Consider the following 13,328-nt stretch of genomic DNA (forward strand, 5'->3'; position numbering starts at 1 on the left):
TGCCGCTCACGCCCACACGCAGGGGGGGCAGGGGGGCATGAGCAGATGTGAACCCGCGCCGATGCGCCTGAGCGGCATGCCTACGATCCGAAAGGTTCTCAGTGGCCCCTGGATTCAGCCTTTGCGTCCCCCTCGCATCCATGTATCCAACAGTGCCCCCCGCGAACAGGCTCGCCTGGAGGCACTGAATGGCTATCGCATCCTCGATACAGATGCGGAGCAGTCCTACGACGACATCACCTTGCTGGCCGCCCAGATCTGCGACGTGCCGATCGCACTGATCAGCCTCGTGGATGCGGATCGTCAGTGGTTCAAATCCAGGCTGGGCGTCGACGTGAGGGAGACGAGCCGCGATGTGTCGTTCTGCGCCCACGCGATTCTTGGCGAGGAGACCTTCGTGGTGCGGGATGCCCGCGACGACGAACGCTTCCGGGACAACCCGCTGGTCTGCCATTCGCCCCACATCGTGTTCTATGCGGGGGTTCCGCTGACCACACCGGAAGGGGCCCGGATCGGCACTCTCTGCGTGATCGATCACCAGCCCGTGAGCTCAGCGAGGTGCAGCTCCGCTCCCTCGAAGCGCTGGCCCGGCAGGTGGTGCTCCAACTCGAACTGAAACGGGTCTCCGATCAGCTCGCCGGAGCCCTCGAGCGCATTGATGTGATGGAGGAGTTGATTCCGATCTGCTCCTACTGCAAGGGCATCCGCAACGACGAGGGCTACTGGGGGACCGTGGAAGCATTCATCAAGAGCCACGACAACGTGGAGTTCTCCCACGGGGTTTGCGAGGCCTGCATGGCGAAGTACTTTCCGGAGGTGCCGCCACTGAGTTGAGCCTCGGCGCCACAAGCCTGGCTCTGCTGCTCCAGCCACCCCTCGCTCAGGGTTGTTGGCATGGGCAGGGTTGATTGCTCGACCGACGCTGAGAGAGCCGGCTGCCGAAATGGCAGGCTTGGAACATCTGAGGTGCAGAGCTCATGAATCACCCTGTCGCGTTGGAAACCATGCGCCTTGGTCTGGCTGGGATATCGATTGAGGTGCCGAAGGAGCCCCCATCTCCGCAAGATTGCCCTGTCCAGAGCCGGATCGAATGTGCCGACGCACTTTGGGCTATCGATGTCTGGAAAGATGGGAAGTGTGCGGCTAGCTATGGGCCTGAGACATTCACATCTGCTCTTTATCGTGCTTTGATGAATGACCACCTCGGTGATGTGCAGCCCGATGAGATCGTGCTGCGCTGGATGATCTGAACGGCTCCCGCCGCAGGGCCTGCTCCGGTGTCCTGCCAGGGTCGAGGTGCTCACCGAAGAGTCCCCAACACACCTCCGCCACCTTGCCATGGCGATCGAGCAGACCCTGGCATCGCTTCTCTCCCCGGAATGCAGGGGACTTCGATACAGGTCAGGTCAGCATTGTCGCGACCAAGACATCAGCCCTGGCACGCCGATGCGCTGACACGCAGCCCCAGATCACCAACCAAGCAGGGAACCAACAGCACGCACATCGGGCAGCAGAGGTGCCTGCTGCTGCAGCCGTGCTTCATCACCAGGCCGATACTTGCCCTTTTGCACCAGGGCCGCCTCCAGACCGGATTCGATGGCCCCTCTCACATCGGCTTCCACGTCATCCCCCACCATCAGGCATTGATCAGCTGGCAGATGCAGTGACTGCACCACCTCCGCGAAGAACGCCGCTGAGGGTTTGCCCATCACGATCGCCTCGCAGTCGGCCCCATATTCGAGGGCCTTCAGAAAGGCACCGGCATCCAGCATCCAGTGCCCTCCTCCCGGAAACGGCGATTGCGGCCGATGCCGATCAGCGGGGCACCCTCCAGCAACAGCTCCAGGGCCTTGTTGAGGTTGGCGAAGTTGAGCTGCTCGCGGGCATCGCCCAGCAGCACACAGTCGGGGGGGCCGCTGCCCAGATCGTCAAACAGCGGCGCGATCGCTGGATGCACCAGTGGCATCGGCCGGCATTGATGGCGCTCCAACCAGTTCAGTGCCGCCAAGGGGGCAGTGAAGAGTTCCTCTGCATCCAGAGGAAGCCCAACTGGCGCAGATCCTCCAGCAGCTGCTCATGGTGGCGGGTGGCGGTGTTCGTCACCAGGCGAATCGCCACCCCGCGGCGCCGCAGCTCCTGCACGGTCTCCACTGCGCCGTCCAGGGCCGAGCCATCCTCCACCAGCACGCCCTGGATATCCAGCAGCAGGGCCTTTGGTCGGGCTTGCATCGATCAGATCTCTGCCGTCACCAACGCAACCCCGCTGCTCAGCTGATCGCCGCCGCCACGCGCCTCTGATCGGGCCGGCAGCTGTTGGTGGAGAGCATGGCCACAATCCGTTGGTCATCCGCAGAGACGATCCGATAGGTACGGCCATCAGAGCAGCAGCGCACCTGTGCTTCCTGATAGGCCCAGTATTCAAGCTGGGCTGTGCTTGATCGATCCAGCCCTCAGGATGGAGCGCTTGAATCACATACATGCTGACCCTCCGATTGGTGGACGTATTGCTTCACTAAGCAAGCCACCACGCACTCTGGCACGCAAAATCAACGCAGTGTCTTCGGGATCAGTGCCGCATCGAGGCTGATTGTTCATTCTGAACAGGAATGACTGTCAGGATCACATCATAATCGGGGCCATGAACTGCCGCTTTGGCTGGAGGAATCGCCCAACACAGGGTTCGCTGATCTCAAGGGAACGCCCTCGATCGGCTTCCCTGGCTGTCAGGCGCAGCCCCGCGGCGTTCCGGCCGAAGTCCCACGGCCGGCTGATGCCGCCTGGCACCTGCCAGATGCCATAGCGGCGCCGGCTGGCGCGGACCTCCGCATCCAGATACTCCTGGGCATCACAGCCGTCGAGGTGGCGGCGGTAGACAAAGGCCTGGCCGTCTTCCACCATCGCCAGGCCGATGTTGCTATCGCTGAACACTTCCGCCACCGTGCGGCCGTAGCGATCGGTGGTCTTGATGTCGAGCGTCACCTGGCGGCCCACGGCCAGGCGCTGCTGGAGATAGCGGCGGGCCTGCTGACCCCACGGGCTCTGGGCGGTTTCGGGAGCATCGATGCAGGCCAGCCTCACGGTGACGGCCCGGCCGGCCTGGCGGACGCGGAGGGTGTCGCCGTCGCCGATCGAGAGCACCACGGCCCGCAGGCTCTGGGCCGCTGCCGCAGCCGGGACCAACGCCACCAGGCCCAGAAACAGCGGGTGAAGGAGCCTGGCCATAACCTCACTCTGGCCGGCCAGGATCCGGATGCACCCTGCGCATGGATTGGCCGCGATCGAGCATGGACTCCAACCTGGGATCTGGTGATTTGTGGCGATGGCGATGCAACGGCTGGGAATCCTTATTGCCCAGCAGCCGGTGCGATCGATCCCTTGAGTGGGGAACTGCCCGCAGTTGTTGCCAGCAAGGGCAATGACTGACTCCACTGATCGCCATGAGCTTCCGCTTCCGCCGCTCCGCACGCCTGGGCCCACTGCGGTTCAGTTGCGCCAGGGGCGGCCTCAGCTCGATCTCGCTGGGCGGTACGGGGGCATCGTTCAACATCCCGGTGGCCCGCAGCGGTGGACCCCGCACCACCGTCGGGCTGCCCAACACTCGCCGCCTGCGCCCCGGCCAGCTGGATGCCCTCAAGCAGTCGCTCCTGGCTGCGCCGGCTGGCAGCTGTGGGAGCACGCCCAGGTGAGCCGTCTGCTAGCCGATGGCTCCCTGGTGGAGCGAATGGCCGGTCTGCTGGCGGTCCACGAAACGCCTGAGGCGCCGGACGGCGACCTGCAGCGGGCCCAGAGCCAGGACGATGCTGGCTTGGCTGACAGAACAAACCCCCGAGGAAGGCCCCGGGGGTGGTGGCGTTGTCACAGCAATCGTGACGTCGTGGTCGAAGCTGCTGGCATGGGCGCCTGGGGCCAAGCGATCCAGGTGTGGGGCAGATCTGGTTCCGGGGGCGCCTGTGGCGGTGCAGATGGATTGTCGTTCGACAGAACGACCCGCCCACGGTTGGGTGAAGACTGTTGGAGCAGGGGTCGGCAGTCAGCAAGCTTCTGGCTGCTAGCGAGGTGGCGTGTCGTCCATCGGGACGCCTCCTTGGTGGTTGAGCCCAGAGTCGCGCCGCCGGCGTGGCCGCACAATCGGCCTTTCCACGCATTGCCTCAGCCACCGGCTGGAAGCAACGTGAATCGTTTGCCCTCTGGCAGCTGCACACCTCTGCCCCGCAGCGCATGCGGTGCGTTCGCGCCTTGATGCCCCGATCCATGGCCGTGATGGCGTCCATTCCGCAGCCTTTGATCAGGATTCGCTGATCAGCACGAGGCTCTCTATGGCAAAAGGTCACAGCCCTTCGCGCCGCGCTGCTGATTTCGCAGGGTGGAAGCGATGCCGGCTCCGCTGTCGATGTTTGAGCTGCTGCCCCCGCTCAACGATCGCAACCTGCCGTGGATGGACACCATCCATCCGATCGTGGTGCACTTCGTGATCGCGATGGCGCTGATCAGCGTGATGTTCGACCTGATCGGCCGCTTCGCTCGTCGCCCGGCTCTCTATGAGGTGAGCTTCTGGAACCTGCTGGTGGCCACCATGGCCATCTTCGTGGCGATCATCTTCGGCCAGGTGGAGGCAGGCCTGGCCAATCCCTACGGACGGGCCAGCACGATCCTCAACCTGCACAGCACTCTCGGCTGGTCGCTGGCCGGGGTGCTGGCCCTGCTCTCCGGCTGGCGCTACGTGATCCGCAGCCGTGACCCCCTGCGCCTGCCGTCGGCCTTCCTCGCGCCGGCGCTCTGCTCAGCGTGCTGGTGGTGGTGCAGGTGCTGCTGGGCAACCAGCTGGTGTGGGTGTACGGGCTGCATACGGTGCCCGTGGTGGAAGCGGTGCGCGCGGGGCTGGTGTGACGCCTGTTGTTGCTGCGCTCAGAGCGTTCACGCCGGTGAGCGATCAGCTGGGGCCCAACCAGCTGCCCTACTCGATGCCCCTGCACCCCAACCTGGTGCATTTCACGATCGGGCTCTTCGTGATCGCGATCGTGTTCGACATCGCCGGAGCCTGTTCCCCTTGGAGAAGCGGCTGTTCCGCTTCCTGGCCCTGCCGGTCACCCGCGCCGGCTTTCATGACGTGGGCTGGTACAACCTGCTGGCCTGCGCTGTGGTGAGTTTCCTCACGGTGGCCGCCGGCTTCTACGAGATGCTGCTGGCGGTGCCGATTGCGGAAGCGCGCAGCGACTTCGGCCTCGGCAGCCTGGCCACCATGCTGTGGCACGGGGTGGGCGGTGTGCTGCTGCTGCTGCTGATCGTGGCGATGGCTGTGTGGCGGGGGCTGCAGCGTTTCCGCTGGCGCCGCGACCTGGGCCGCCAGGTGCAGTGGAGCTACCTGCTCGCCGGCCTGGGGCTGTTCGTGCTGATCGGCGTGCACGGCACCCTGGGCGCCCAGCTGGCGGGCGAGTTCGGCGTGCACGTCACCGCCGTGCAGCTGCTGACCGGCGGCGTGGATCTGCGCGAGGCCCTGCCATGACCACCTCCACCCCATCGGGCTCCCCCCGGCTCTGGGCGGTGGCGCTGCTGCTGGCCGCGGTGCTGGCCGATCTGGCCGCCAGCGTCTGGATGGCGCAGCAGTCGCACGCCTGGCTGCCGCTGCCCGCCTCGGCGGCTGCCGGCCCGGTGGACAACCTGTTCGCCCTGGAGGTGGGCATCGGCAGCTTCATCTTCTTCGGCTGCAGCGGCGTGATGCTCTGGACCCTCCTGTTCAACCGCGCCCCCAAGTACGACCTCGACAACGGCGATCCGATCGAGGGCAACCTGAAGCTGGAGATCGCGTGGACGCTGATCCCGCTGGTGATCGTGATGCTGATCGCCTGGAAGGCGATCGCCGTGAGCGACACCCTCTCCACCCTGGGCGGCAAGGTGCGCGTCAGTGGCGGCCACGCCGGCATGCACGGCGCCGAGGCCCGCATCGCCAAGGTGGTGGCGACGGACGATCCGGCGGCGGCGCATCCGATCGAGGTGATCGGCCGCCAGTGGAGCTGGGAGTTCATCTATCCCAACGGCGTGCACAGCAGCGAGCTGCACCTGCCCGAGGGCCGTCGCAGCTACCTGCGCCTGAGCGCCACCGATGTGATCCACGGCTTCTACGTGCCGGCCTTCCGGCTCAAGCAGGATCTGATCCCCGGCAGCTTGATCGACTACAGCCTCATCCCCACCCGAGCCGGCCGCTACCGGCTGCGCGATTCGATGTTCAGCGGCGGCTACTTCTCCTCCAACCAGACCGATGTGGTGGTGGAGCCGCCGGATGTGCATGAGGCCTGGCTGGAGCAGGCCCTGCGCCAGCCGCTGCGCCCGGCCGCCAATGCCGCCACCGATCTCTATGCCCAGCGCCTGGCCCGGGGTGACCGGGGCTGGGCCACGGTGCCGCCGGCGCCGCCGCCGCTGGTGCACGTGAGCGCCGATCCCACCGCCCGCCACGACGCCTGACCATGACCAGCACCACTCCCGCACCCTCCTTCGATCCGCGCGTGCTGCGGGCGCCCCATCCCGTGCCCGGGGCGCCGAACAACTGGCGGCGCTTTCTGAGCTTCAACACCGACGCCAAGGTGATCGGCCTGCAGTACATGATCACGGCGCTGTTCTTCCTGCTGGTGGGCGGCCTGCTGTCGATGATCATGCGCGGCGAGCTGATCACGCCGGCGGCGGATCTGGTGGATCCCAGCGTGTACAACGGCCTCTACACGATGCACGGCACGGTGATGCTGTTCCTGTTTCTGTTCCCGATCCTCAACGGCTTCAACAACCTGCTGATCCCGCCGATGATCGGCGCGCCGGATATGGCCTTCCCGCGCCTCAATGCGGCCGCCTTTTGGATGGTGCCGGTGTTTGGCGTGATCCTGATGGCCAGCTTCCTGGTGCCGGGCGGACCCTCCGGTGCCGGCTGGTGGGCCTATCCGCCCCAGAGCATCCAGAACCCGCTGGGGCACTTCGTCAATGGCCAGTTCCTGTGGATCCTGGCGGTGGCGCTCTCGGGCATCTCCTCGATCATGGGAGCGGTGAACTTCGTCACCACNGTGATCCGCATGCGGGCACCGGGCATGGGCTGGTTCCGGATGCCGATCTTCTGCTGGACGGCCGTAGCCGCCCAGGCGATCCAGCTGATCGGCCTGCCGGTGCTCACCGCCGGGGCAGTGCTGCTGCTGTTCGACCTCAGCTTCGGCACCAGCTTCTACCGGCCGGAGGGCGGCGGCGATCCGATGCTCTATCAGCACTTCTTCTGGTTCTATTCGCATCCGGCGGTGTACGTGATGGTGCTGCCGGTGTTCGGCATCTTCTCGGAGCTGTTTCCGGTGTATGCCCGCAAGCCGCTGTTCGGCTATCACGTGGTGGCGATCGCCTCGTTTGCGATCACCTTCCTGAGCCTGATCGTGTGGGTGCACCACATGTTCTACAGCGGCACGCCGCAGTGGATGCGCAACCTGTTCATGGTCACCACGATGCTGATCGCGGTGCCCACCGGCATCAAGGTGTTCGCCTGGATCGCCACCCTCTGGCGCGGCAAGCTGCGGCTCACCACGGCGATGCTGTTCTGCCTGGGCGGGGTGTTCAACTTCATCTTCGCCGGCATCACCGGCATCATGCTGGCCACCGTGCCGGTGGACATCCACGTGGGCAACACCTACTTCGTGGTGGGCCATTTCCATACGGTGATCTTCTCCACCATCACCTACGGGGTGTTCGCCGGCATCTACCACTGGTTCCCGAAGTTCACGGGCCGGATGATGTACGAGGGCCTGGGCAAGCTGCACTTCCTGCTCACCTTCATCGGCAGCCAGCTCACCTTCCTGCCGATGCATTCGGCGGGTCTGCTGGGCATGCCTCGGCGGGTGGCCTCCTACGACCCGGAATTCGCCTTCGCCAACGTGCTCGCCAGCCTCGGCGCCTTTCTGCTGGGGGTGGCCACGATCCCGTTCCTGCTCAACCTGGTGAGCTCCTGGGTGCGGGGCGAGAAGGCGCCAGCCAACCCCTGGCATGCCATCGGCCTCGAGTGGCTGCTGCCCTCGCCGCCGCCGGCGGAGAACTTCGAGCACGACGTGCCCACCGTGATCAGCGGGCCCTACGGCTACGGCCTCGACCGGCCCCTGGTGCTGGATGAGCAGCGCTACGCGGCCAAAGCGGCCCAGGGAGGTTGACGCGATGACCACCACCACACCCCAGGAGCATGCCCACGGCGATCACACCCTCACGGGATTCGTGATCTTCCTGCTCTCCGAGAGCGTGATCTTTCTGGCGCTGTTCGCCGGCTATGCGATCTACAAGACCTCCTCACCCCTGTGGCTGCCGCCGGGAGTGGAGAGTCTGGAGGTGGCAGGGCCCCTGCGCTTCACCGTGGTGCTGGTGAGCAGCAGCGGCGTGATCTGGCTTGCCGAGCGGGCCCTGCACCGGGGCCGGCTGGGGGAGTTCCGCGCCTGGTGGCTGCTCACCATGGCCATGGGCACGGTGTTCCTGGTGGGGCAGGGGCTGGAGTGGGCGGGGCTGCCCTTCGGGCTGGGGGATGGCGTGTATGGCGCCAGCTTCTACCTGCTCACCGGCTTCCACGGCCTGCACGTGCTCACCGGCGTGCTGCTGATGGGCCTGATGCTGGCCCGCTCCTTCCGGCCGGGCAACTACGACGGCGGCTCGGTGGGAGTGACGGCCGTGTCGCTGTTCTGGCACTTCGTGGATGTGATCTGGGTGGTGCTGTTCGTGCTGATCTACGTGTGGCAGCGCTGAGGAGGCCCCCGCGATGATCATCGACGACACGCTCTACGACGTGGTGGTGATCGGCAGCGGTGCGGCCGGCGGCACCCTGGTGGCGGAGCTGGCCGAGGCGGGCCGCACGGTGCTGCTGCTGGAGCGGGGCGAGCGGCTGCCGCTGGTGGATCAGAACGTGGTGGATGTGGACCTGTTCCGCAAGCAGCGCTACCACCCGGAGCAGCCCTGGTTCGGCAGCGACGGCGATCCCTTCAAGCCGCAGATGGTGTATGCGCTGGGGGGCAACACCAAGATCTGGGCGGCGGTGCTGGAGCGGCTGCGGGAGGCGGAGTTCGAGGGGGTGGCGATGCAGGACGGCCGCTCGCCGGTGTGGGGCCTGCACTACTGCGATCTGGAGCCCTGGTACGACCGGGCCGAGGCGCTCTACCGGGTGCACGGCCAGGCCGGCGAAGACCCCACGGCGCCACCGCGCGCGGGTGTGTATCCCTATGCACCGCGGCCGATGGAGCCGGTGCTGGAGCAGCTGCACGCCGACCTGTCGCGCCAGGGGCTGCGGCCGTATCACCTGCCGCTGAGCTGGAGCGAGAACGCGGCGGATCCCACCGGCGATGCGGAGCAGTTCGGCGTGGAGCGGGCCGTGGCGGCGGCCACGCCGGCGACGGTTCGCAGCGGCGCGGAGGTGGAGGCGCTGCATGTGGACCCCTCCGGCCGCCAGGTGAAGGGGGTGGAGGCACGGATCGCGGGCGACCGCTGGCTGTTCCAGGGGCAGCAGGTGGTGCTCGCGGCGGGGGCGGTGAACACGGCGGCGATTTTGCTGCGCTCGGCCGGGGAGCGGCATCCGCGCGGGCTGGCTAACGGCTCGGATCAGGTGGGGCGCAACCTGATGAAGCCCCAGCTCACGGCGATCCTGCAGCGGGCCAGCAGCCCCAATTCGGGGCGCTATTCACCGGCCCTGGGCCTCACCGAGTACTACTGGGGCGACAAGAACGTGAGCTATGCGCTGGGCTCGATCCGCAACGGCGGCGGGGTGCTGCAGGATCCGCTGTTCGCCGAGTCGCCGCCGCTGCTGTCGCTGGTGAGCCGGCTGCTGCCGGATCCGGCGCTGGAGTGGCTGGCCGACCGCTCGATCACCTGGTGGGCGATGACGGCGGTGCTGCCCGACCCGGAGAACCGGGTGACGGTGCGGGGCGAGCGCATCGATGTGGCTTACATCGCCAACAACCGCGAAGCCCACGACCGGCTGGTGTACCGCTGGCTGGACACGATCCAGAAAGCCGAGGCCGATCCGGCCACCACGGTGGTGCAGCGAGCCCCGATCTACCCCCGCGGCGAGGCCCCGCTGAGCGTGATGGGCCTGGCCTGCGGCACCTGCCGGATGGGTAGTGATCCGGCCACGTCGGTGGTGAACCTCCAGGGCCGCTGCCATGAACTGGAGAACCTCTGGATCGCGGATGCCAGCGTGTTTCCGAGTTGTCCGGCGGTGGGTCCTNGGCTCACGGTGATCGCCAATGCTTTGCGTGTGGCGGGGGAGGTGCGGGGGGTGTTGGGGTGAGGTCTGAACCCGTGGTTCTCGGGTCCGATAACCACGTCTANCCTTTGGGTGGTGGAGGCCAGAAGCCATGCCCCATGGTGACTTTGCGGCTGACGGATTCATGGCTCCGGTGTGGTTATCGGACAGTGGGGAAGCCCTTCCCTTGGTTCACGGAACCGTCCAATGACTAGTTAGGCCAATCTGCTTTCATTTTATGTTAGTTATAGATTTATTGCCAAGGGCGCCTAGAGCCGAGGCCGTCGTTAGGCTGCCTACACCATACCAAGCGCATTAGATGAGTCATGGCGAGCTTAAAACTTAAGTTTCCGAATGGCGGAGAAGAGCTATTTATTAACTCCAAATGTCCAATCGCATGGCAGTGGGACGGCCTTCCTTCATCTACTCTAATCGCGATCCAGATCTACGACAAACTGACCAACAAGCTCTACACCATCAAAGAATCGACCCCGCTATTCTCTGAGTTCACATTTGGATGGTCTGTCGGGAAAAACTCCGATGGCGAGTTTGCCATTCCACCCGGGGAGCATTATGTCATCCGGATAATGACAATTGGCACAACCTCGCTCGCTGACGAGAGTGATGCTACTTTTAAGATACGGTCCGCTAAGCAACTATATATCACCAGCCCAACAGGCTTCAATGTTTGGGATTTGGGGAGTCATAGGACAATTCAGTGGGCAAATCCTGGTCAGCTGGGTGGGACGGTTAGCCTGTATCTGCGCAAAGCATTTTCTTCTGGCTTAATTGTAGCCCTTCACCCAATATCGCCGCCAGTCCCGACTAGCCAAAAATACTATTCCTGGGAAGTTGCCAAAACTCTGGATAATAAGAATATCGAGCCAGGGAAGTATATTGTCGTAATGCGTCATTCCTCAGGTGACTGCGAGGATCACTCGCCGCCATTCTCCGTTACTGCGGCCAATACAGGCACCTTTACATCCTTGTTGCTGGACAACTATTGGAAAAGAAGCTATGAGTGGAGCCGGCACTGGTATTGTGGGGGAGGGCTTGACACTAAGGGTATCGGGGTGAGTCCAGTGCAGGATAACCTCCTGAGAGTGGGCTATGAGAATAACTATAGCCACGGCTTCTGCGAGGAGCGAAAGCTCTGTTTTTACTATCGGGGGTTCTTTATCTTTGACCTCGATGGAATCACTAAGAAGGTCCNAAAAAGCGACACTCAGGCTTAAGATATCCTCAACGCAGAAATGGCAGGGATCGGTAGCTAGCAATTCTGGCTGCTGTGCTGGCAGCTTGAATGTCCTAGACTCCCCCTATAATGGACAGGCAACAACTTGGCACCAAGTCGCCACTCTCTCTTCTGTTGGTGACAGTTGTGATCTTGACCTGACTGAGCTCATCATGGAATGGCTTGTAGGATCAATACCTAATCACGGGCTAATGCTTCGAGGCTCGAATGAGTGGCTTAGCAAGAATAACGACCGATGCATTACATTGTTTGAAATGCCGACCCTCTTCATCGAGTATGAGCCGTTTTTGTGATGGCCACTGATTGTCTAGGTTTGACGTCTCAGCAGATTGGTGCTCCTATGCATCGTCAACCCCTCTTGGTTGCTGGTCAGCAGACGAGCTTTAGCGCCAGCTCCCCTCAGCAAGATGGCTGACCGTCCTGGGAANGCGTTCGGCCATCTTGGTAGGAGCCTGATCTGCTTGACCTCGGCCTCAGACTCCCCTGGCTGCCGGGCGTGAGCACCCAGCCTGCAGCAGGCGGTAGACCTCGCGGGCAATGATCGTTTGAGCAGCGCAGGATCTCTGACTTGCTCTTCCCCTCCGGTGTAGCAGCCTGGCTAACACAGCCATTCACCTGAGCCGCCTCCACGCGGCGCCTGATGCCCTGAAGGAGTATTCAGCATCAACTCTGTGCGGCCAGGTGATGACAAGCGTTATGCTCTTTGGGGTATTGCCTATAATGAGAAGGACATCCCCAGGCCCTGCGAAGCGAAATGGCAAGCGAAGAAATAGCGATTACATCCGCGATTGCCGTTGGGGGGCTATATTGGTACTAAGTTGTTTGGATCAGCTCTGGCAACAATGGGCGACGATATAAACCGGCTTTATGTTCGGGGCAGGGACAAGATTGTTGAAGTTGCATCCCGCAAAGTAGAAGATCATAATGATGGAAAACAAGTAAATATCAGAGCGGCCAGAGAAGTGATGTGGAATGGAGCTATCACGGAAGACGATGTATGTGCTGAGTATTTTGGTGGGATGCTTGCGTCAGCTCGGAGTGCTGACGGAAAGGACGATTCAGTTGTGCACTATGTTGATACGGTAAAGGCAATGTCTGCAAGGCAACTCGAACTTCATTATCTCATCTATAAAGCCTGGCAGAGTATTCTTGTTGACAAGCGTCAAGAGATAAATGTAGCGCAAAGCTCTGACGTTCAGACGGCTAATCTGTTTTTTTGCGGGCCTTGAGCTTGGCGCAAGATCGATTAAATACGACAGAGATCTCACGGTCCTTCATAGGCTTGGCCTTTTGTTCCAGTTTAAGTACGATAACTATGTGGGCGAAGGCAAGACATTGCCATATGTTCAGGTTTCGCCCACAACATTTGGCGTGATGCTATTTGCTATCGCGCACAACAAGCTCGACGCTTGGAGAAGTTATCCTCAGGAATCCTATGAGTCGGCTGCTGATATCAAGCCTCTGTCCTGCTCTGCTGAGACTTTAGAGTCTCTATGTACATTCGCAGGTATTCAGTATGTCGCGGAATAGCGAGATCTGTCTCAAATAAACGAGTGTCTTCAGTAGCATGTTGCTGTTCGGCATAACAGGCCCCTCGAGTGGATAGGCCACCTTCAACTCCCTGCTGCGTCACCCCAAGCTCCTTGCCTGCAACTCAGGGGCAGCGTTAGCCTTGGAGCCCGGCGTGCGCGGGGAGCCAAGGCCGAAGTGCCTGCATCCGCGAAGCCACCCGGCATTTTATGCCCCCTAACGGTGACGTCGTGGAGGTGTCAGCAAGTCTTTGCTTCAGCCAGGTGTTCTCCTGCTCCAGCTCCGACTTCTTCGGTGACGCCTTCGGCT

The 13,328-nt window shown here is 63.0% G+C and carries 14 protein-coding genes and 2 pseudogenes; 12 read left to right on the top strand and 4 right to left on the bottom strand.

What is annotated here, in order from left to right; genetic code table 11:
* Nucleotides 1-121 precede the first annotated feature (121 nt).
* The 3 genes from SYNGFB01_RS10835 to SYNGFB01_RS14700 all read left to right on the top strand — a co-directional run bounded on the left by SYNGFB01_RS10835 (nt 122) and on the right by SYNGFB01_RS14700 (nt 1,250).
* Nucleotides 122-616: a GAF domain-containing protein gene (locus tag SYNGFB01_RS10835; RefSeq protein WP_369795551.1), complete on the top strand. Its 495-nt coding sequence runs from the start codon at nt 122-124 to the stop codon at nt 614-616.
* Entirely contained in the window at nt 595-834 is a 240-nt protein-coding gene (locus SYNGFB01_RS16515) for a hypothetical protein (protein WP_369795552.1), read from the top strand. Before SYNGFB01_RS10835 ends, SYNGFB01_RS16515 begins: the two co-directional genes overlap by 22 nt.
* 143 nt (nt 835-977) lie before the next feature.
* On the top strand, nt 978-1,250 hold the full coding sequence (locus SYNGFB01_RS14700) for a hypothetical protein (protein ID WP_161795887.1): 273 nt from the start codon (nt 978-980) through the stop codon (nt 1,248-1,250).
* Between the two features lie 219 nt (nt 1,251-1,469).
* Here SYNGFB01_RS14700 and SYNGFB01_RS15000 read toward each other — a convergent pair whose 3' ends face one another.
* The 4 genes from SYNGFB01_RS15000 to SYNGFB01_RS10845 form a co-directional block, all read right to left on the bottom strand.
* Entirely contained in the window at nt 1,470-1,772 is a 303-nt protein-coding gene (locus SYNGFB01_RS15000) for an HAD hydrolase-like protein (RefSeq protein WP_053068459.1), read from the bottom strand.
* Nucleotides 1,748-1,957: a hypothetical protein gene (locus tag SYNGFB01_RS15005; RefSeq protein ID WP_200900103.1), complete on the bottom strand. Its 210-nt coding sequence runs from the start codon at nt 1,955-1,957 to the stop codon at nt 1,748-1,750. The genes SYNGFB01_RS15000 and SYNGFB01_RS15005 overlap by 25 nt, the downstream gene beginning before the upstream one ends.
* 38 nt (nt 1,958-1,995) lie before the next feature.
* Nucleotides 1,996-2,229, bottom strand: coding sequence for a hypothetical protein (locus SYNGFB01_RS15010; RefSeq protein ID WP_053068461.1), 234 nt, complete (start codon nt 2,227-2,229; stop codon nt 1,996-1,998).
* A 390-nt stretch (nt 2,230-2,619) separates the two neighbouring features.
* Nucleotides 2,620-3,222: a thermonuclease family protein gene (locus tag SYNGFB01_RS10845; protein ID WP_072061615.1), complete on the bottom strand. Its 603-nt coding sequence runs from the start codon at nt 3,220-3,222 to the stop codon at nt 2,620-2,622.
* A gap of 215 nt (nt 3,223-3,437) precedes the next feature.
* Here SYNGFB01_RS10845 and SYNGFB01_RS15675 point away from each other — a divergent pair, with 215 nt between their 5' ends.
* From SYNGFB01_RS15675 to SYNGFB01_RS14400, 9 genes and pseudogenes are all read left to right on the top strand, one after another.
* Nucleotides 3,438-3,686, top strand: a complete 249-nt coding sequence (locus tag SYNGFB01_RS15675) for a DUF4236 domain-containing protein (protein ID WP_053068462.1) — start codon at nt 3,438-3,440, stop codon at nt 3,684-3,686.
* 704 nt (nt 3,687-4,390) lie between these two features.
* Nucleotides 4,391-4,887: pseudogene (locus SYNGFB01_RS16025) on the top strand (DUF2231 domain-containing protein).
* 74 nt (nt 4,888-4,961) lie between these two features.
* Nucleotides 4,962-5,503 (top strand): annotated as a pseudogene (locus tag SYNGFB01_RS10855) (DUF2231 domain-containing protein).
* On the top strand, nt 5,500-6,459 hold the full coding sequence (locus SYNGFB01_RS10860) for a cytochrome c oxidase subunit II (RefSeq protein WP_048018026.1): 960 nt from the start codon (nt 5,500-5,502) through the stop codon (nt 6,457-6,459). The pseudogene SYNGFB01_RS10855 and the gene SYNGFB01_RS10860 overlap by 4 nt, the downstream one beginning before the upstream one ends.
* Nucleotides 6,460-6,461: 2 nt before the next feature.
* Complete coding sequence (locus SYNGFB01_RS10865) at nt 6,462-8,165, top strand: cbb3-type cytochrome c oxidase subunit I (protein ID WP_048018027.1); 1,704 nt, start codon at nt 6,462-6,464, stop codon at nt 8,163-8,165.
* A 4-nt stretch (nt 8,166-8,169) separates the two neighbouring features.
* Nucleotides 8,170-8,745, top strand: a complete 576-nt coding sequence (locus tag SYNGFB01_RS10870) for a cytochrome c oxidase subunit 3 (RefSeq protein WP_048018028.1) — start codon at nt 8,170-8,172, stop codon at nt 8,743-8,745.
* 13 nt (nt 8,746-8,758) lie between these two features.
* A complete protein-coding gene (locus SYNGFB01_RS10875) occupies nt 8,759-10,279 on the top strand; it encodes a GMC oxidoreductase (RefSeq protein WP_048018029.1) in 1,521 nt (506 codons plus the stop codon).
* A gap of 281 nt (nt 10,280-10,560) precedes the next feature.
* Nucleotides 10,561-11,469, top strand: coding sequence for a Ser-Thr-rich GPI-anchored membrane family protein (locus SYNGFB01_RS16520; protein WP_152669631.1), 909 nt, complete (start codon nt 10,561-10,563; stop codon nt 11,467-11,469).
* 862 nt (nt 11,470-12,331) lie between these two features.
* Nucleotides 12,332-12,718 (top strand): hypothetical protein, encoded by a 387-nt coding sequence (locus SYNGFB01_RS14400; RefSeq protein WP_152669632.1) that lies wholly within the window; start codon nt 12,332-12,334, stop codon nt 12,716-12,718.
* Nucleotides 12,719-13,328 lie beyond the last annotated feature (610 nt).

This window comes from Synechococcus sp. GFB01 (assembly GCF_001039265.1).
Classification (GTDB): domain Bacteria; phylum Cyanobacteriota; class Cyanobacteriia; order PCC-6307; family Cyanobiaceae; genus NIES-981.

Excerpts from the sequence above, each read along its gene's own strand:
- SYNGFB01_RS14700 (WP_161795887.1), top strand. The coding sequence starts at position 978 with ATGAATCACCCTGTCGCGTTGGAAACCATGCGCCTTGGTCTGGCTGGG.
- SYNGFB01_RS15000 (WP_053068459.1), bottom strand. The coding sequence starts at position 1,772 with ATGCTGGATGCCGGTGCCTTTCTGAAGGCCCTCGAATATGGGGCCGAC.
- SYNGFB01_RS15010 (WP_053068461.1), bottom strand. The coding sequence starts at position 2,229 with ATGCAAGCCCGACCAAAGGCCCTGCTGCTGGATATCCAGGGCGTGCTG.
- SYNGFB01_RS10845 (WP_072061615.1), bottom strand. The coding sequence starts at position 3,222 with ATGGCCAGGCTCCTTCACCCGCTGTTTCTGGGCCTGGTGGCGTTGGTC.
- SYNGFB01_RS15675 (WP_053068462.1), top strand. The coding sequence starts at position 3,438 with ATGAGCTTCCGCTTCCGCCGCTCCGCACGCCTGGGCCCACTGCGGTTC.
- SYNGFB01_RS10860 (WP_048018026.1), top strand. The coding sequence starts at position 5,500 with ATGACCACCTCCACCCCATCGGGCTCCCCCCGGCTCTGGGCGGTGGCG.
- SYNGFB01_RS10870 (WP_048018028.1), top strand. The coding sequence starts at position 8,170 with ATGACCACCACCACACCCCAGGAGCATGCCCACGGCGATCACACCCTC.
- SYNGFB01_RS14400 (WP_152669632.1), top strand. The coding sequence starts at position 12,332 with ATGGGCGACGATATAAACCGGCTTTATGTTCGGGGCAGGGACAAGATT.